The 18,116-nt window shown below is 46.3% G+C and carries 16 protein-coding genes and 1 other annotated feature; of the genes, 8 read left to right on the forward strand and 8 right to left on the reverse strand.

Annotated features, from left to right (window positions below; translation table 11 throughout):
* The first annotated feature begins 15 nt into the window (after positions 1 to 15).
* From liaF to ACFPTP_RS17830, 3 genes are read left to right on the forward strand one after another with little or no spacing between them, the layout of a single operon-like run.
* A complete protein-coding gene (gene liaF, locus ACFPTP_RS17820) occupies positions 16 to 717 on the forward strand; it encodes a cell wall-active antibiotics response protein LiaF (protein WP_381447622.1) in 702 nt (233 codons plus the stop codon).
* Positions 714 to 1,760 (forward strand): sensor histidine kinase, encoded by a 1,047-nt coding sequence (locus tag ACFPTP_RS17825; RefSeq protein WP_381447624.1) that lies wholly within the window; start codon positions 714 to 716, stop codon positions 1,758 to 1,760. Before liaF ends, ACFPTP_RS17825 begins: the two co-directional genes overlap by 4 nt.
* Entirely contained in the window at positions 1,735 to 2,367 is a 633-nt protein-coding gene (locus ACFPTP_RS17830; protein WP_381447626.1) for a response regulator, read from the forward strand. Before ACFPTP_RS17825 ends, ACFPTP_RS17830 begins: the two co-directional genes overlap by 26 nt.
* A gap of 381 nt (positions 2,368 to 2,748) precedes the next feature.
* Here ACFPTP_RS17830 and ACFPTP_RS17835 read toward each other — a convergent pair whose 3' ends face one another.
* Positions 2,749 to 4,560 carry a mechanosensitive ion channel gene (locus ACFPTP_RS17835; RefSeq protein WP_381447628.1) on the reverse strand — a complete coding sequence of 604 codons (1,812 nt, stop codon included), beginning with the start codon at positions 4,558 to 4,560 and terminating at the stop codon, positions 2,749 to 2,751.
* Positions 4,561 to 4,705: 145 nt separating this feature from the next.
* Entirely contained in the window at positions 4,706 to 7,792 is a 3,087-nt protein-coding gene (locus ACFPTP_RS17840; RefSeq protein WP_381447631.1) for an efflux RND transporter permease subunit, read from the reverse strand.
* Between the two features lie 99 nt (positions 7,793 to 7,891).
* Between ACFPTP_RS17840 and ACFPTP_RS17845 the strand changes: the two genes are divergently transcribed.
* Positions 7,892 to 8,728 (forward strand): TetR/AcrR family transcriptional regulator, encoded by an 837-nt coding sequence (locus ACFPTP_RS17845; protein WP_381447633.1) that lies wholly within the window; start codon positions 7,892 to 7,894, stop codon positions 8,726 to 8,728.
* A 52-nt stretch (positions 8,729 to 8,780) separates the two neighbouring features.
* Here ACFPTP_RS17845 and ACFPTP_RS17850 read toward each other — a convergent pair whose 3' ends face one another.
* Both ACFPTP_RS17850 and ACFPTP_RS17855 read right to left on the reverse strand, forming a co-directional pair.
* Positions 8,781 to 9,245 (reverse strand): DinB family protein, encoded by a 465-nt coding sequence (locus tag ACFPTP_RS17850; protein WP_381447635.1) that lies wholly within the window; start codon positions 9,243 to 9,245, stop codon positions 8,781 to 8,783.
* Positions 9,246 to 9,322: 77 nt separating this feature from the next.
* Complete coding sequence (locus ACFPTP_RS17855; protein ID WP_381447637.1) at positions 9,323 to 9,658, reverse strand: hypothetical protein; 336 nt, start codon at positions 9,656 to 9,658, stop codon at positions 9,323 to 9,325.
* A 174-nt stretch (positions 9,659 to 9,832) separates the two neighbouring features.
* Here ACFPTP_RS17855 and ACFPTP_RS17860 point away from each other — a divergent pair, with 174 nt between their 5' ends.
* Complete coding sequence (locus ACFPTP_RS17860; RefSeq protein ID WP_381447639.1) at positions 9,833 to 10,483, forward strand: CPBP family intramembrane glutamic endopeptidase; 651 nt, start codon at positions 9,833 to 9,835, stop codon at positions 10,481 to 10,483.
* Here the strand turns inward: ACFPTP_RS17860 and ACFPTP_RS17865 are convergent.
* The 4 genes from ACFPTP_RS17865 to ACFPTP_RS17880 all read right to left on the reverse strand — a co-directional run bounded on the left by ACFPTP_RS17865 (position 10,452) and on the right by ACFPTP_RS17880 (position 14,668).
* The gene (locus ACFPTP_RS17865; RefSeq protein WP_381447641.1) at positions 10,452 to 11,486 is read right to left on the reverse strand and encodes a potassium channel family protein; all 1,035 of its coding nucleotides are present in this window, start codon (positions 11,484 to 11,486) and stop codon (positions 10,452 to 10,454) included. The two genes, ACFPTP_RS17860 and ACFPTP_RS17865, sit on opposite strands and share 32 nt — an antisense overlap.
* A 128-nt stretch (positions 11,487 to 11,614) precedes the next feature.
* Positions 11,615 to 13,822, reverse strand: a complete 2,208-nt coding sequence (locus ACFPTP_RS17870; protein ID WP_381447643.1) for a sensor histidine kinase — start codon at positions 13,820 to 13,822, stop codon at positions 11,615 to 11,617.
* Positions 13,822 to 14,001, reverse strand: a complete 180-nt coding sequence (locus tag ACFPTP_RS17875; protein WP_381447646.1) for a hypothetical protein — start codon at positions 13,999 to 14,001, stop codon at positions 13,822 to 13,824. Before ACFPTP_RS17875 ends, ACFPTP_RS17870 begins: the two co-directional genes overlap by 1 nt.
* Positions 13,979 to 14,668 (reverse strand): response regulator transcription factor, encoded by a 690-nt coding sequence (locus tag ACFPTP_RS17880; protein WP_381447649.1) that lies wholly within the window; start codon positions 14,666 to 14,668, stop codon positions 13,979 to 13,981. Before ACFPTP_RS17880 ends, ACFPTP_RS17875 begins: the two co-directional genes overlap by 23 nt.
* Positions 14,669 to 15,309: 641 nt before the next feature.
* Between ACFPTP_RS17880 and ACFPTP_RS17885 the strand changes: the two genes are divergently transcribed.
* From ACFPTP_RS17885 to ACFPTP_RS17895, 3 genes are all read left to right on the forward strand, one after another.
* On the forward strand, positions 15,310 to 15,492 hold the full coding sequence (locus ACFPTP_RS17885; RefSeq protein WP_381447651.1) for a hypothetical protein: 183 nt from the start codon (positions 15,310 to 15,312) through the stop codon (positions 15,490 to 15,492).
* Between the two features lie 53 nt (positions 15,493 to 15,545).
* Positions 15,546 to 15,805: a binding site (T-box leader), on the forward strand.
* 194 nt (positions 15,806 to 15,999) lie between these two features.
* Positions 16,000 to 17,697 carry a methionine--tRNA ligase gene (gene metG / locus ACFPTP_RS17890; protein WP_381447774.1) on the forward strand — a complete coding sequence of 566 codons (1,698 nt, stop codon included), beginning with the start codon at positions 16,000 to 16,002 and terminating at the stop codon, positions 17,695 to 17,697.
* 171 nt (positions 17,698 to 17,868) lie between these two features.
* Positions 17,869 to 18,069, forward strand: coding sequence for a hypothetical protein (locus ACFPTP_RS17895; protein ID WP_381447653.1), 201 nt, complete (start codon positions 17,869 to 17,871; stop codon positions 18,067 to 18,069).
* The last annotated feature ends 47 nt before the right edge of the window (positions 18,070 to 18,116 follow it).

Raw genomic sequence — 18,116 nt, forward strand, 5'->3', positions numbered from 1 at the left:
AAGGGGGCGTTACTAATGAAGAAAATGGATACGAATAAGATGACGTTTTGGATTGTGGCTTTTCTTGCGCTCTTTTTCATAGAGGCGACTTTCCTATCGAACGGCAATATCATCTTCCTCCTTCTCGGTGCCGGATTTACGTATTTCGGCTTCAAAAAGCGATCCAAATGGATGGTTTTTCTAGGGCTTTTCTTCATCGTCATGGCGTTAATGACGCTTTGGAGTTTACGAATGCTCCTGCTATGCGGATTCATCTATGTTTTATTCCACTTGTGGAAAGGGATGCCTGCGGAGCAGATGATGCGCCCGTTGAAAGAATTTCAAAAGGAGACGCCAAACGGCATTTGGAAAAATAAATGGTTTTCCGTCCAAGCATCACCCTTCTCCTCGTATGAATGGGAGGACGTGCAAATCCAAGGCTTCTTCGGGGATATCCATGTCGATGTAACCGACACTGTTCTTCCAAAAGGGACGTCTTTCATTGCCATCCGACAAGGATTTGGGCGGATTAAGATCGATCTGCCTTACGAAATTCCGGTTCGCATCCATTACAATACGTTGTTCGGCGAAGCGCGGATCCTCGATCTTAGTCCGAAGCGGATGATTAATGAGACTCTTCATTATAAAGACGGCTATGACGCTGAAATCGGCGACCGGGCGGAGCTGATCATCTCCCTTTCTACATGGATCGGGGACATTGAGGTGGTGCGCAAATGAAGAACTTTTTCGGTCGCAGCCTCTTCTTATCGTTCATTTTCATCGGGATTGCAGCCTTATACTTCTATTCTCTCGTCGATGTTCCATTGAATGAAAGCTGGTTTTTCTTCTATGAAATGCAATATGCGAATGTACCATTAGGCGTCTGGATCATTTTCACTTGCATCACGCTTGGTTCGATTATTGCAAGCTGGATGGGCGGCATCGGCCGTTCCAAGGAGAAGGCAATTGAACAACAGCTCTCGGGGTTAATTAAAAATGAAGAGATCGTGAACATCTCGAAATCTTTTTCTCCTAAGATTGATAGAACGCTTGAGGACGTGTCCAATATTTTGACGACACAGCGGAAAAGCTTGCAGCGGATTACGAATGAACGCGCGGAGGCGCAAGATAAATTGATACAGGAGCAGATTGTGCAAGAACGGCAGCGTCTTGCCCGGGAGCTGCATGATTCTGTTTCCCAGCAGCTGTTTGCCGCTTCGATGCTCATGTCCGCTATTAATGAGCGCGAGCATGAGAAGTCGGTGGAAAAACCTCTTTTACAAGTGGAGCGGATGGTGCAGCAGGCGCAGCTTGAAATGCGGGCATTGCTGCTGCATTTGCGGCCAGCCGCGTTGAATGATAAATCGCTCGCGGAAGGTCTCGAGGACTTGTTAGTCGAATTAAAAGAGAAGGTCTCTTTCGATATCCGCTATCGATTGGAGGAAGTATCTTTGTCGAAAGGAGCGGAGGACCATCTATTCCGGATTGCGCAGGAAACGTTGTCGAACACGTTGCGTCATGCGCAAGCAACGGAGGTCGATGTCCTTTTCGTCGAACGCGACGGTCTCGCTATTTTCCGAGTACAGGATAACGGGGTCGGCTTCGAGGAGTCAGACGGCAAAGGCGGTTCGTATGGATTGCAAAACGTGAAGGAACGGGCGATTGAAATCGGCGGTACATGCAAAATCGTTTCGGTCCCTTCGCAAGGCACGATTGTGGAAGTGAAATTGCCGACAAAAAAGGGGGATGAACCGGATGATTCGAATTCTATTGGCGGATGATCATGAAATGGTGCGGATCGGCGTGTCCGCCTATTTGCAGACGCAGCCCGATATGGAAGTCGTCGATGAAGCGGTCAATGGGAAGGAAGCTGTCGAAAAGGCGCTCGCACTGCGGCCCGACATCATTTTGATGGATATGGTCATGCCGGAAATGAACGGCGCGGAGGCGACTGCTGAAATCATCAAGCAATGGCCGGAAGCGAAAATCGTCATCGTTACTAGCTTCCTCGATGACGACAAAGTGTATCCGGCACTGGAAGCCGGCGCCATCAGCTACATATTGAAGACTTCGAATGCCAAACGGATTGCGGAAGCAATACGCGACACGTTAAAGGGCCAAACCGTGTTGGAGCCCGAAGTGACGTCGAAAATGATGCAGAAGATGCGGTCCGGCAATGGGCATCGCCTTCATGACGATCTGACGGAGCGGGAATTGGAGATTCTTCTTTTATTGGCGAAGGGTAAAACGAACCAGGAGATCGCCGATGATTTGTTCATCGCGTTGAAGACGGTGAAAACGCATGTGAGCAACCTGTTGTCGAAGCTTGAAGTGCAGGACCGGACGCAGGCGGTGATTTATGCTTTTAAGAACGATCTTGTTGAGTGAGTAGTTGCTCGCGGGATAGGTCAAAGGTCACGAAATGATCATAACTAGGGAAAAGTTGCGCATAACCGTGTTGGATTTGCTCATAACTCGCTGAGTTTGCATCATAACTACCTTGAATATGCGCAAAACTTGTTCGGAGTTGCGCATAAAACCGCTTTGCCGTTGGCGAAGCGGTTTTTTCGATTGCCCTGGAGTAGGTCAAAGATAACAAGATGAGCGTAACCCGCAAAGATTGCGCCATAACTCTGTCGAACTCGAGCATAACTTGCCGAGATTGCGACAAAGCCCCTCCGAACTCGAGCATAACCCGCTAACAATGCGACAAATTCATAAAAAACTGCCCCACCACCGGTTTCTCGATGGATGGGGCAGTTTTCACGTTTATTTATTTCCGCGATTCGGATCGAATGGATAGTCTTCGCCCGGATCCGTCGTATTGTAGCCATCTTGATTTGCCTCATTCGTTCTCGTCGGATCGTTTTCATTAAACGCATCCGTCATATTCGAATCGGCAGGATCCGACAATGGCAGTTCATCCGACGGCAAGTTGCCTGTTCGCGGTTCATAGTCCCGCTTAGTCGGATAGTCGCTGCCATTGCCGACTGGAGGCACATGATCTTCCTTCGCCGTTTGATTCATAGCCTGTTGAGCTTTATTCGCGGATTGCTTCGCCTCCCGCTTCATCTCACTTTTCTCCTGCTCCCACTTCTCCTTGGAAACGTCTGCATTTTGCAGGCTGCTTTCCATTTTCGTCAAGTAGCGGGAAGCATGTTCACGTCCACCTAAACCGAAGGCGAGACCGAATGCCAATGCCACTCCTCCAAGAATGAGGATGAATGCCGCATTGATGATTGCCGGTGCAATGCCAAGCTGGCTCAGTGCCATGAAGAATGCAAATGCCAGAATCGCATATTTCGCTACATAGCGCAATACGTGAGGCGCCCCTGTTTGTGTCGTCATGATGCTGCCGACGAATTTCTCGGCAAGATTTGCGAGCCAGAAGCCGATCGCCAAAATGACGACAGCTGCGACAACCATCGGCAAGTATGCGAAAATGCCTGTCGCGAGCGTCACCATGAAGTTCAGGTTTAGAATTTGAAGCGCTTCAACGACGAACAGCAAAATGATAACGATTTGGACAATCGCGCCAATAATTTGGGAGAACGTCGGCATGGAAGCATTCGAGCGCATACCGATCTTTCCTGAAATTGAATTAACGCCGAGATTATCCAATAAGGAAATGACAATTCCCTTGACCCATTTCGCCAAGTAGATGCCGACCAACACAAGAACAACAGCAACCGCAATTTTCGGCAGCATCGTCATAATGTCGTTCAGCATAGCAATGGCAGGTTGGGAAATCCCTTCAAGGTCCAATACTTCCAAAGCAGAAATCGTCACTGGCAGCATGATCAGGACAAAAACGATTGTACCTATGATTCCTGAAATGCTTGTCCCATTCGATCCAGATTTCAGCTTATGTGCAAACCGGTCAACGCCAACCGATTCAAGCAGCTTCGTCACAATCGTGCGGACGATTTTCGCGACAACCCAACCAACCGCAAAAATCAATGCTGCGCCGACAAGTTTCGGAATGAAGTTCATGAAGCTCTCCAACATGCCTTCGAACGGTCCGCTAATACCGCTCAAACCAAGCGCATGAAGAACGGCCGGTACAAATAGCAGCAGGACGACATAGAACGCAATATTCGCAGCCGTCTCGACCCATTTCGACTTATCGATTTCATCGGGGGAGCCCCCTACTTTCGCTACGTACTTATTGAGCTTCATCTTCCCGCCGACTGCCAAAATCACCTTCTTGACAATCAATGCAAGAACCCAAGCCAGTAGCAGAATGAGTGCCGCTTTCAAGATGCTGAGAACCGCTCCGCCGATTCCCGAATACATCGTCATGAATGGTGTTGCAATCATCGATGCATTCATGATGTTAAAGAAGAGAAGGAATGCTAATAGAAGGATACCGAAGAAGAAGACTTTGCTGATGATCTTTTCCACATTCCATTTTCCTTCTCTAACGTCAAGCCTTTCGTTGACTCTGGATTTTTTCAAACGTTTGTGCACCGCATTTTCCACTGCTTTGGCAATGAAAAAGCCGATTAGCAAGACGATCAGTCCGAGAATCAATTCGGGCAACCAGCTTAGCATATTGGCAAAATACATATCTCTGAACATTCCGTGTCCTCCATTCATTAAGTAGTCTAGTTAAGACTATTCCTATAAACGCGGAGGTCTAAACTTATTAATCTATTAAGAATGGAAGAGAACGTACAAAAAAACAGAAGAAGGAACAAGTTTCTGCCCCTTCTTCTGCACATAATTAATCCTCTTCCATATCCACGCGATTCTTCTTGAACATCTTCGACAAAATCTCATACACGATCGGCACGACGATCAACGTCAACAATGTGGAGCTGACCAAGCCGCCGATAACTGTGATGCCGAGACCTTTCGAAATCAATCCGCCGCCTGCCCCATTGCCAAGCGCCAATGGAATGAGGGCACCAATTGTAGCAATCGCCGTCATCAAGATCGGACGTAAACGTGTAGCGCCCGCTTCGAGTACTGCATCGCGCATTTTCATTCCGCTGCGTTCCATGCGGACAATGCGGTCTACGAGTACGATTGCATTCGTGACAACGATACCGATTAACATGAGCAGACCCATCATAACCGGAACGGAAATCGTTTCGCCCGCGATGAGCAAGCCGACGAACGAACCGATCACTGCGAAAGGCAGCGAGAAGAGAATCGCAAACGGCGCGACACCTTCACGGAACGTCACAACTAAGATGAAGTAAACAATCGCAATCGCTGCAACCATTGCAATGCCAAGCTGTGTAAATGCTTCTTGCATGTCAGCCGCGACACCTGCCGTATCGAATGCGACACCTTTCGGCAGATCCAATTCGGCAATCGCCTTGTCGACTTCGGAAGTTGCTTTCGAAATATCCGCGTCTACGAGCTTACCGGAAACAGTGGCATAATATTGGCCTTTGCTTCGGGCAAGCGTATTGAATGTCGATCCTTCTTCCACCTTCACTAACTCTGAAAGTTTCATTGTCGTTCCCATTGCCGTCGGAATTTCCTGTTCCAGCATTTCATCGATCGATTTCGGCTGTTCAGTTGCCTTCTGTTTCACGACAACTTCCAATTCATCGCGATCTTTCCCGACCGTCGTGACAACTTCCTGCGTCCGCGACGGGTTCAGCATCATGATGATCTGCCCAGTCGTCAACCCATACTGCAGCAACTCATCTTGCGTCGCTTTCAATGTATATTGAACGTATGCATCTTCGGCGCTTGAAGAGACATCCTCAATGCCTTTGTTATCTCCCATGACTTTTTCAACCTGTTGAACAGCTTCCTTCAGGCTGCTTAAATTTTCACTGTAGAACGAGTAGCTAATTTCATTTGAGGACATTCCCATGGAACCGAAATCCTGGCTCTTCCATTCCCCGGACTGACCGATGTTGAATACATAGTCTTCAACCTCTGCACGGGCCCCTTGGAAATCTTCCATGTCCGGGTCAAAGATGAGATACATCAGCGCACCATTCGAGCCGCCGCCCATCATCGCGGTCATCGGGTCGGCGCTGTCCATGATGGATAATTGAACGATGTCAATATCATCGCGTTTCAGCATTTCCTTCTCGACAACTTCGACGTTTGCCAATGTTTCATCCTGAAGCTCACCTGTTGCAGGCGTGTACGTAATGTACATCACTTTATCCTCATCGCTGCCTAAGAAACTGAAACCGATCAGCGGCATGAGCCCTAGGCTGCCCGCCAATAGAACGACGGAAATGATCGACGTAATGACTTTATGGTTCAGCGACCACCCTAGGATACGCTTATACCCATTCGCCATTTTGCCGGCTTCCTTATGCTGGCTTTCCTTCTTTTCACCATACAATTTTTTCTTGAATAAAAAATGGGACAATGCCGGCACGATTGTAATCGCGACGAGCAATGAAGCACCAAGTGCAAACGACATCGTCAATGCGAACGGCATGAACAGCTCTCCGACCATTCCGCCTACAAAGATAAGCGGCGCAAATACCGCAACAGTGACAAGCGTCGAGGACATGATCGGCTTGAACATTTCAATCGTCGCTTCACGAATTAACGCGCGCCCTGACAGCTTCTCCGTTTTCAAATGAAGTCGCCGGTATATATTTTCCACAACGACGATGGAGTCGTCGATGACACGGCCGATGGCGACGGTGATTGCACCGAGCGTCATAATATTAAGCGTTATATCCATCCAATGCAGCAGCAATAACGCCATGAACACTGAAACTGGAATAGAAACGATAGAGATAATTGTAGATTTGAAATCACGCAAGAAGAGCAGGATGATCAATACTGCAATCAGACCACCGAAAAGCGCTTTTTCAACCATTGTCGATACGGATTTCTCAATCGGTTCACCTTGGTCAAGCGATACATCGACAACTAATCCTTTGATCGCTTTTTCTTCATCTTTCATCAACTTCTTCACGTCATTCACGACATCGACCGTATTTGCCCGTTGCCCTTTGACGATTTGAATTGCAATCGCATTTTCACCGTTCGTACGGGAAACGGACTGCACTCTACCTACTTTTTCAATCTTTGCAATATCGCCGAGCTTAACGAACGGCGTTGGATTTGCCTCCGACGGTGTGACAGGGATAAGCATACCCTTCAGCTCATCGATCGTCATGAACTTGCCATCTACAGCGACACCTTGCTCGCCTTCCTCAAACTCAAATAGTCCGAGTGAAACTTCCATATTGCTCGCCTGGATCATTTGCTTAACGTTGTCTTCCGTCAAACCAAGCTGAGCCATTTTTTCCTCGTCGTACGTCAGCTCCACTTCTTCAATATGCTGCCCCGAAATCGTCGCAGAGGCAACCCCGTCGATCTTTTCGATTTTCGGCAGCAAAATATCTTCGACTGTGGATGTTAGCTCAACGATATCCTCCGTTGTACTGCTCACACTTAGCGCAACGACTGGCATCATATTCATGCTGATCGCAGTGATGACCGGTTCTTGCGCGCCTTCCGGCAACTTCAATGAATCCATCGCGGACGCCAATTCCCGCTTCGCTTCATCCATATCAATGCCGTAATCGTATTCCACTTGAATGCTGGACATATTAGAATAGGAATTGGAGTAGACGGATTTCACATGATCTAAGTTCTCTACCGCCCTCTCGATAGGTACCGAGACTTCCTCCATGACCTGCTCCGGCGTTGCACCGGGATAGACACCCATCACCATTAAGTACGGTATTGAAATATCCGGCAGCGTCTCTGTTTTCATTTGCGTTGCTGAATAAACACCAGACACCGTTATAATAATGGTGAGTAACCAAACTGCTAATTTATTCTTAAGAACAAAATTGACTAAGCCTTTCACCCTTACACCTTCCCCTACATTGACAGTTTTAACTCATTTCTTTATACTAATGACTACCTGGTCAATTGTCAAGAAATAGCATAGGAGCGATTCGCATATATGACGAAAAAACAACTAATTATGGAGAAAGCCTTGGAGCTTTTTGCAAAGCAAGGATTTGAGTCAACGTCTATCCAGCAAATAACTGATCATTGCGGTATTTCCAAAGGTGCTTTCTATTTATCGTTCAAGTCGAAAGACGAGTTGATCGTCGCGTTGATTGATCATTTCATGAAACAATTCACCTCCGATATTGACTATGTGGTCAATCATACGCAAAATGATGAGGATTTATTATACAAATTTTACCACACATCATTTGACTCATTTCAAAAGCACTCTGATTTCGCCAAAATCCTGATGAAGGAATTAATGCAATCGTTTGACGAAGAGCTGTTTTCAAAATTCCATTCATATAATAAGTCGATGGAAAAAGTGATTTTGACGATGATTGAAAGACTATATGATGATACAGACAAGTATTTGAAATTTGACTTGGCCTTTTGCATTAAAGGCTTTTTGAAAACCTATTCAGAGCTGTTTTTACTATACAAAGCCCCATTGGACATAGACTTGTTAATCCGATCCCTCGTGGAAAAGACAAACCTGCTTGCGAAAAACATGACGGTTTCCTTCATTTCCGACGAACTGATCCAAGCACTCGATCAGCCTTTGGATGAAGAGTATTCACTGGGGCAGATTGTTGAAATCGTTGAGAAGAACATTGTGGACATGGAGGAGTCAACCGAAAAAGACTCGTTGATGCTATTGAGGCAGGAGCTATTGGCACCGTCGTTGCATCCGGCAATCATAAAGGGATTATTGGAAAATATCCAGCGCCATCCACATTGTAAATGGACCGCTTATATATTGCGGAGGCATTTTGGAATAAAGTAAGCAAAAACGCTTTGATAGCTATTTCAAGCTACCAAAGCGTTTTAATCTTTATTCATTCTCCAATCGCACGGTTCAATCCATGGATGACGCCTGCGTGCACGCCTTCATGCCACAAAGAGAACTGCATGACCGCGTCGACTGTCCCCATCGTCAACATATCACCAATTTTGAGCGGTTCAGCTAGCACTTGGTCGAGATTCCCTTCTAATGCTTGTAGGACGCGCGGCAACTGCTCTTGAAGTGCGACAAGCACTTCCTCTTTCGAAGGAGCCTGACCTTCCCATTTCGCCGGGCTCGTTCCCATCGTGAAAAACGCATCCCACTCATTGTGCTTCGGCTCAAAAGATGGCAAAGCCTTTGCTGCGAATTGTTCCAATGAAATATAAATATGCCCGGCGTTCCATCGGATCGTATTATTGAATCCGGCCTGCTGTTTGTCCCATGCATCTTCCTTCGCCTTAGCTAAACGCCCCATCGTATACATCCTTGCAAATTTCAACTGTTCGATTGTCGCCATTTCCCATTCCCCCTTTTCTTCATCATACTAGAGGGCAATGAAAAAGGAAAAGCGGACGTCCGCTGTCAGGAGTCCGCTTATGCTAGATCTATGGGCTTGTCATTTCTTTTCTGGTTGTTCCATTTTTCACGGGTCTCGCTGTTGAATTCCCGATTTTCGCTCGCCTGCATTCTTACAGGCACCTCATTTTCCATCACTTGGAGTTCATTGACTAGCGGCTTATTTTTACTATAAGCGGATGGGTCATCCATGCCTGTTCTATCTTGTGCGTTTTTGCGGAATTCATTTGTCCAGTTCGAGTCGGCAGGATCCGCCAAAGGCAGTTCATACGTTGGCCCGACCCCTTTTCCAGGGTGTAGGATCTTCGGTTCCAAGTCCTTTTTATTCGGATATTTACCATCAACGATCGTCATATGGATTCCTCCTTTTTCTCTCATCAAACACGTAAATCCCGCGCGTGGCGAGAGGTGGTTTTTATCTATACCCTTCGATACTTAAGCCCAAACCTCTTTTTTCGAAATAATTTGCAAAGGGAACATCAGACTATTAGTTTCGTCAAAGTAACATAGAAATCGCGGGGTGATGATATGCAGAAATGGTTCGGAGCTGTCTTTCCTATTTTGAGCATTTTACTATTGCTTTGGATTGAGCAAAGTGTCGGTGTGACGTATGGAGTCAAAACGGTCGCAAAGGTCATACTATTTCTCGCAATCCCTTTGATGCTTTTCCGTGCGACAAGGTTTCCATTTCTCCGGTTTCGGAAAGCTGATCGAAAGAGCATTCGACTCGCCTTCATTTTAGGAATATCAATCATGGCGCTTATCATTGGTGCATTCCTTTTATTGCAACCGCATATCGACATCGCTTCCTTGCGTGACGACTTGTTGCAATCCGGCATCACCCCTGCCGTTTTTCCGTTCATCGCACTTTACATTTTACTTGGAAACTCGGTCATTGAGGAATTCTTTTTTCGCGGATTGTTGCCAAGCTTATTCGGCGAGTCAAAAATACGTTTCATCCTACCGCCGTTCTTTTTCTCCATTTACCATATCGCGATTTTCCTGCCATGGTTCACATTGCCGATTCTATTGCTTGCGGTTGGCGGGCTTTGGGCAGGCGGGCTGATTTTTCAGCTTGTGAATGAAAAATGCCGCACGATCCTGCCGTCTTGGATCATCCATATGTTTGCGGATCTCGGCATATTACTTATCGGGGTGTATATCCTTTATTTTTATTGACACGGAAGTGCTCAATTTTTTTCGGATTGCCGATGACGATCAGCGTATCTCCCCGCTGGAATTTTTCACTTAGATCCAGATTGCTAAGCAGTTCTTCATTCCGTAAAATCGCGACGAGGGTGATTTCAAAGTGCTTCTGCAGGTTCGCGTCCTCGATTGTCATGCCGATTAACGGTTCCGAATGATCCAGGGCGACTTCCCCTACCATGAACTCTTTTTTCTCCGAACGGATCAAATCATTGATGAAGTCCGTGCCGTTCGGTTTCATGACAGACATCGCCAACTCCCTTCCTCCAATGACGGAAGGATTGATGACGCTCGTGGCACCCGCTTTTTCCAATATGTCTTCCGAGTCATCCCGTTCGGCACGCGCTGCGATGACAATGTCCTCATTGATGCTTTTCGCAGTCAACGTGATGAACACATTGTCGGCATCATTGGAGAGGGCAGTGATCAAGGCGCGGGCTTGACCGACACGCGCCTGCAGCAAGATGGCTTTGTCAGTCGGATCGCCGATGATTCTTAGAGTGCCTGGTTCGACGACTTCCAGTAGATCACTTTCATTTTCGTGAATGAATAATATCTGAACGCCTTCCTCTTTCAGCTGCTTATACACTTGTCTTCCGACGCGACCAAAACCGCAAATGACGATATGATCGTTCAAATTGGCAATTTGTTTTTCCATCCTTCTCACCCACACCCTATTCGATAATTGCTGCTCGATAAAATAAGAAGCACCGACTCCTAATGCGTACGTCACAATTCCTGCTCCTAGCGGCACGAGAAAGAGTGCAAACCACCGGCCTTCCTGCGTCGTCGGATAAATGTCCCCATAGCCGATCGTCATGACCGAAATGATTGTCATCCAAAAGGCATTGAAAGGTGATAAATCTTCAAAATACATAAACCCGGTCGTCGCCACAACGAGCAGAAGCACCGTTATGCCGATCAAAAAAATGACCCGCTTATATCGCCTATCCAAATCCATCCATCGGCTATACAAACCGGTCACCTCCGCACAAAAGTTTTTCTATCTGTATTCCTTTGCTTGGTCGGTTGTAAACCTTCTTCGATGCCCACAAACAAAAAAACGCATGCCTGCCAATTTTCCCGGCATTGCATGCGGATTTTTTATTTTGTCAGCACGGATACTGTCACTTTGAACAGATCGCCGTCCAGATCGATTTTCATCCTTCCGCCGTGCATGTCGACGATTGATTGTGCGATGGCTAAACCGAGTCCTGAGCCGTCGGTATGTCGCGATGTGTCTGCACGCTTGAAACGCTCGAACAGTTCATCGACATTTTCACCAAGCTCGTATTTCGTAATATTTTTCACGACAAATTCTGCAGACTCCCCTACTTTACGCAGTGTTACGTATACACGAGTTCCCGGCAATGAGTATTTGATTGCATTGACGATCAGGTTATCAAGTACGCGCCACCATCTTTGGCCGTCTACGTAGGCGATAAGCATATCTTCAGGGAATGTCGTCCTGAAATCGAGCCCCGATTCTGCGATTTCTTCAGCATGTTCAGCAAGTGCTTGCTGGAGCAATTGCGTCAAATCGACACGCTGCTTGTGCAGTTCCAGATTGCCGCTTGCCATTTTCGACACTTCGAATAAATCCTCGATGAGCGTCTTCAGTCTTTGCGATTTCTTATCCAATATATCGACATATTTCGCGCGTTCTTCCGGTGTGATCGTTTCATCTTTTAAAAGGTCGGTGTACGTAATGATCGACGTCAACGGCGTTCGCAGGTCATGGCTCACATTCGTGATCAATTCCGTTTTCAGCCGCTCGCTTTTCGCCTGCTCGCTCATGGAAACCCGTACGCCTTCTCGAAGATTGTTCAAGTTTTTCGCGTGATCCGCGAGTGGTGAACGGCCTTCGATTTTGATGTCTTCATTCAAACGTCCGGAAGCCATTTGTTCTGTCGCAACGATGATTCGGTTTAAGTACGCGGAACGCCGAATGAAAACATAAAGCGCTGGCAAGCCAAGAAATAGGACGCAAGCAATATAGACGACAAATAAAAACGGCGCTATGAATCCTCCGACAAATCCTATACCCGCAAGGAAGAATCCGATAAGCAGGATAAATGATTGAACGCCGATCGATCTCTTCAAGAACATCTCACGGATTGCCCTTAAGAACTGGAGCGTGAAACTGTTTTTCACATCCTTCGCAAACATACCTTCCCGCTTCCATCGCTCCACACTGTTCACAAGCTGGAATGCAAGCAAGGCTGTCATGAGGACGCCTCCAAAAAAGATGGTGCCCAGCCAAATAACCCAACTTTCCAGTCTTTGTTGCATAAAGAAGTTCAGCAGATTGTAGGACTTGCTGTTGATGGATTCTACTAAAATTAGCGCTGACATGAAAAATGCCGCTGCTTTTACATCGATTTTCACATCAGAATACCAATCAGCAATCGGTGTTCCTGTCACCCATTCCTTCCGAAACTTCATAACAGTTAATAAGGCAATGAGTGCTAGTAAGCCAAGAGCCCAAAAGGCATACATGCCATATTTCCCTCTGTTGAAATCCTTGTATTGTGCATATAAAGCGCCGCCCTTCTCAAAGGCCGCCTTAGGAACAATGACAACACCTTCAAAGGATTGCACAGGGTTTGCCATGGCAGTTATTTCTTCATCGGACACATAATCATCTTCATAATATTTAACGTATGTCGTTGTCCATTCCGAATAGCGTCCCGGTAATGAGCTCGCCTTAAAGTAATTACTATTTGCATTGAAATTCTTTTTATAGACAGCAGGTTTCGAAATATCACCTTTAGAAAACGTCTCGCCAGTTTCGACATTCTTTAATTTATAAGCAACATGTAATGAATAGGTTTTATTTTTAACTTCATTCAAATAATTCTCTAAAACCTTTTCTTTCCCTTTACGGATTTTCGCCTCTACATGGCCATCTTGCTCAAAGTTCTTTCGGATATCCTCCAATTTCATATCCCGTTCTTCAATCAGAGAGCTTTGCAATAATTCATTTCCAGCATCTTTCGCATCAGCTATTCTCTGTGCATATTGGTCGTGGATATTGGAAAGCTGGTCTGCCAGTGTCCCATATCGGTACCGATGTCTCTCGATTTCATCGTCGGATACCGTAATTTTCTTCTTCGCCTCTTCTATGTTGATCGGATTTAGAACGGAAGGACCGATTACATCGTAAAACTCGTCTAACTGCCATTTCATATCATTCGAATCGGAAAAATCCTTTCCAATCAAACCCGTCCCCTGTCTTGCAAATGTAAGGCTGGCAAGCAGCACAATTGTAACAAGCGCGGACCATACTAATAGAAGTGCTTTATTTTTCATCAGGCCGTGCCCCCTCTAATGATGCGTGAAAAATATGCGATAGCCCTTGTTGATCGTTCCCATCCACTTTCGATCATATCAAGGATGTGCGGGAAGCAATAACCGATGCTGACCATGGCGATACAGATGGAGAATACCGAAAAGACGACGCCCCAATCACTTCTCGATTTTGTAACCAATGCCCCACACCACCTTTACATATCGCGGATTTTTCGGGTCCGCTTCAATTTTTTCGCGAATTTTACGGATGTGGACCGCCACGATATTTTCCGCATTGTACGCTTCTTCATTCCATACACGTTCGTAAATTTCATTTATCGAAAACACACGCCCCGCATTTTTCATAAGCAATTCCGTAATCTTATATTCAATCGGCGTCAGCTTCACCGGTTTCCCATCAACCGATAACTCTTTCGCATCTTCATCGAGCGCCAACCCGTCAATCTCAATCTTTTTCTGGCCTTCGTATGTACCGAACTGGACATACCGACGCAGCTGTGACTTGACGCGCGCCATCAATTCAAGCGGGTGGAACGGCTTCGTTACATAATCATCTGCTCCGACCGACAGACCATGGATCTTATCCGTATCCTCCGCCTTCGCGCTGAGCATGATGATCGGAATGTTCTGCGCCTCCCGGATTTTGAACGTCGCCGTAATCCCATCCATATTCGGCATCATAATGTCGAGGATGAGCAGATGGACTTCATTCGTTTGAATCAAATCAAGCGCCTCTTTCCCATCCGCTGCCTTCAACACGTCGTATCCTTCATTTTTCAAATAAATTTCGATCCCATCGCGGATCTCCTTATCATCATCCGCCACGAGAACTGTGAACTTCGCCATCATCCGCACCTCACTTTCCTCTATGATACCAATTGTAGTGGTTAAATCTTAACATTCGATGAGGGGAATTATGAAGAAATTCTTAAGATGGTGGTTCGTTGGCTTAAGATTTATGTCTGATAATGGTTGAGTGGTGTTAAAGTCGGTGTGAGTGGTGATAAAGTGCGTCTAAGTGGTGATAACGGTCGTCTAAGTGGTGATAAACTTTTGCCGACTTCAAAATCGATGGATTTGTTCGCAAGTCGTCCTGGAAATCGCTTGAAATGTGGCGCAGCGGTGGTAAACCGGGGAGAATCGGTGGTAAAGTCCCGAGATTCGGTGGTAAACTCTTGCAAATCGGTGGTAAACCCTTGCAAGTCGGTGGTAAGCTGTTGCATTCGCGGAAAATGCATGGAGACTGCCATGGAAATCCCTCAAATTGCATCGAAGCGGTGATAAATCGGTATAAGTCAGTGATAAATGCCTAAGAGTCGGTGATAAAATCGGACAAGACGGTGATAAATGCTTGAGAGTCGGTGATAAACTGCCTGAAGTCTGTGCTTTTGGTAGACTTATTCCCTAAGGGAGATCTGCTTTTCTCCCACTTGTTATAAATCAAACCAAAATGTCCATCCTTCCCATATATCGGGAGGTGAATCGACTTGGCGAATGAGAAGAAAAAGAAAATCAAAAAAGGCAATACGCTGGATCGTGAGGAATTCGGGTATGGATTCGATATTAGCCCTGATGATATGGGTGTAATCGGGAAGAATGACAACGTGAAAAATAAAAACAATACGAAAAGAGAAAAATATGACAAAGACCGTCCGCCGACAAATTGGTAGACACTATTGATTTCTCTGAATCAAACGACTATAATCATTTCAACTACATCTTACTAAAGGCAATGAGAGGGAAAAGTAAAAAGCGGATGTCGCATAGAGAGCTTCTGACGGTGGAAATGAAGCGGACAAAACTTTTGAACATGATCCTTGAGCCGCGCGCTGAACGTCTTTTGACTAGTAGGATGCGACGAGTTTTGGCGCTTGTTATCCACGTCAAAGTATAACGCTTTTTTGGCGCGTACTTTTGGAGGCAATCAGTGTGAGCTGCTTGCGAAGTAAGGTGGTACCACGGGTGATAGACCCCGTCCTTATCGGTTTTTATCGATAGGGGCGGGGTTTTTTATTTTCTCAAGAAAGTTTTGCGCAAATTTATACCGGTTTTGAGGAATTTTGTAGGAGTTATGCGCACTTTCAGCATAGTTATGAGGCATTTCAGCAGAGTTATGCGCAACTTTTGATGGATTATGCGCATTTCGGGACTTTAAACCTACTTCAAATCTAGCCTTCATCTCCAATCAATGGAGTAGAAGGCGATCAAAAACTAAGGGGGAGTCGAACATGTCAGTTTTTATCGGAGGAGCTTGGCCGTATGCAAATGGGTCGCTGCATCTTGGGCATATCACGGCATTGCTGCCGGGGGATATTTTGGCGAGGTATTACCGGTTGAAAGGCGAGAAGGTACTTTACGCTTCGGGAAGTGATTGCAACGGTACGCCTATTTCGATCCGGGCGAATGCCGAAGGAGTATCTGTTAAGGAAATCGCGGACCGTTACCATACGGAATTCATCGTTTGCTTTTCAAGACTGGGATTCTCGTATGACATTTACACGCGAACAGACGGAAGGTTTCACCATCAAGTCGTCCGTAATGTATTTTTAACGTTATTGGACCGCGGTTTTATTTTCAAAAAGGAAGTGGAACAGACGTATTGCGAGGTTGACGAGCGTTTTCTTCCCGACCGATTCGTCGAGGGAATTTGTCCGCATTGCGAAAGTCGGGCACGCGGCGATCAATGCGACAATTGTGGCTCGATTTTAGATCCACTTGAATTGTCGGAGCGCACGTGCAAGCTTTGTGGAAATGAACCGACTGTGCGGAAAACGGAGCATTTTTATTTCAAATTAAGTGCTTTCCAAGAGGAACTTGAGAAGTATGTCGGTGCAGCGAAGACCGAAGGAAGATGGCGTGAAAATGCGATTCATCAATCCGAGCGCTATTTACGGGAAGGACTCCGTGATCGAGCCGCCTCCAGGGATTTGGCGAATGGTGTCGGTATTCCTGTAAGAGGCTATGAGGATAAGAAAGTGTATGTGTGGATTGAGGCAGTGACGGGCTATTATTCCGCGAGCCAGGAATGGGCCGCTTTGAACCGTGTTGATTTCGTGGAGTTTTGGAATGAAGATACGGTCTCCTACTATGTGCACGGCAAAGACAACATCCCTTTCCATACGATCATTTGGCCCGCGATTCTTATGGGAATCGGGAAAGAGTACGCATTGCCGACTCGTGTCATTTCCAATGAATATTTGACATTGGAGAAGCGGAAATTGTCGACGAGCCAGAACTGGGCGGTATGGGTGCCGGATATTTTGGAACGTTATCATCCGGATTCAGTGCGCTATTTTCTGACCGCGAACGCCCCAGAAGGCAGGGATGCAGATTTTTCATGGCGGGAGTTCATTTATAGTCATAACTCCGAACTGTTGGGCGCGTATGGGAATTTCGTGAACCGGACGTTGAAGTTTATTGAGAAATCGTATGATGGGGTTACGCCGGTTGCGGAGATTAATGGGGAAATAAAAAAGACCATTGTGGATCTTTACCGAATTGTTGGCGAGCGTATCGAGACTGGACATATTAAAGAAGCGATTGAAACGATATTCGATTTTATCCGACAAGCTAATAAATACTTCGATGATGAGAAGCCTTGGATTCAGATCAAGGAGGACGAAGCAGTATGCGCGCGGACGATGTCGACTTGTGTGTACATTATTGCCAACTTGGCGCAGCTCCTCTCCCCTTTCCTGCCGTTTTCGAGTGAGGAAGTCGGGAGGATGTTGGGGGTTAGGAAATTTGAATGGAATGAGATTCAAATTGGGGGTAGAGCATTGGTTGATGTGAAGCCGCTGTTTGAGCGGATTGATGTTGCGCAAATTGATGTGGAGTTGGAACGGTTGAAGGAGAAATCTGCAGGGGTTAAATAATTCTTGGCCTTCTCGGCATTTGAGAGGGCTTTTTCTTTTGAAATTGGAGGAGGATTGTAGCGAGTCGGTGATAAACTTATTTTTGTACGAAAATAAGTTAGCAACTAGAAAAAATCGCTCGTTTGCTGTAAAGAAACGCCTAAAAAATGGGCGAACGGTGATAAAGTCGTGTTGAGCGGTGATAAACTCACTCTAAGCGGTGATAACAGCGGTGTAAGCGGTGATAAAGTGAGCCGAAGCGGTGGTAACGAGGCGAGAAGCGGTGGTATTCGGTTGAAAGTCGGTGGTAACCTGCCGAGAGTCGGTAGTAAAGTCGCCCAAGTCGGTGGTAACTTGCTGAGAGTCGGTGGGAAACTCCCCTCCTCCAAATAATTGGTGCAATCTCGCCTTCCGTTTGAGACAATATACTGACAAAGGAA

This window comes from Sporosarcina koreensis (assembly GCF_042655825.1).
GTDB classification, from domain to species: Bacteria; Bacillota; Bacilli; order Bacillales_A; family Planococcaceae; genus Sporosarcina; species Sporosarcina koreensis.

Coding starts and splice junctions, on each gene's coding strand:
- ACFPTP_RS17845 (WP_381447633.1), top strand. CDS start 7,892: ATGACGAAAAAACAACTAATTATGGAGAAAGCCTTGGAGCTTTTTGCA.
- ACFPTP_RS17880 (WP_381447649.1), bottom strand. CDS start 14,668: ATGGCGAAGTTCACAGTTCTCGTGGCGGATGATGATAAGGAGATCCGC.
- ACFPTP_RS17860 (WP_381447639.1), top strand. CDS start 9,833: ATGCAGAAATGGTTCGGAGCTGTCTTTCCTATTTTGAGCATTTTACTA.
- ACFPTP_RS17855 (WP_381447637.1), bottom strand. CDS start 9,658: ATGACGATCGTTGATGGTAAATATCCGAATAAAAAGGACTTGGAACCG.
- liaF (WP_381447622.1), top strand. CDS start 16: ATGAAGAAAATGGATACGAATAAGATGACGTTTTGGATTGTGGCTTTT.
- ACFPTP_RS17850 (WP_381447635.1), bottom strand. CDS start 9,245: ATGGCGACAATCGAACAGTTGAAATTTGCAAGGATGTATACGATGGGG.
- ACFPTP_RS17835 (WP_381447628.1), bottom strand. CDS start 4,560: ATGTTCAGAGATATGTATTTTGCCAATATGCTAAGCTGGTTGCCCGAA.
- ACFPTP_RS17830 (WP_381447626.1), top strand. CDS start 1,735: ATGATTCGAATTCTATTGGCGGATGATCATGAAATGGTGCGGATCGGC.
- ACFPTP_RS17825 (WP_381447624.1), top strand. CDS start 714: ATGAAGAACTTTTTCGGTCGCAGCCTCTTCTTATCGTTCATTTTCATC.
- ACFPTP_RS17870 (WP_381447643.1), bottom strand. CDS start 13,822: ATGAAAAATAAAGCACTTCTATTAGTATGGTCCGCGCTTGTTACAATT.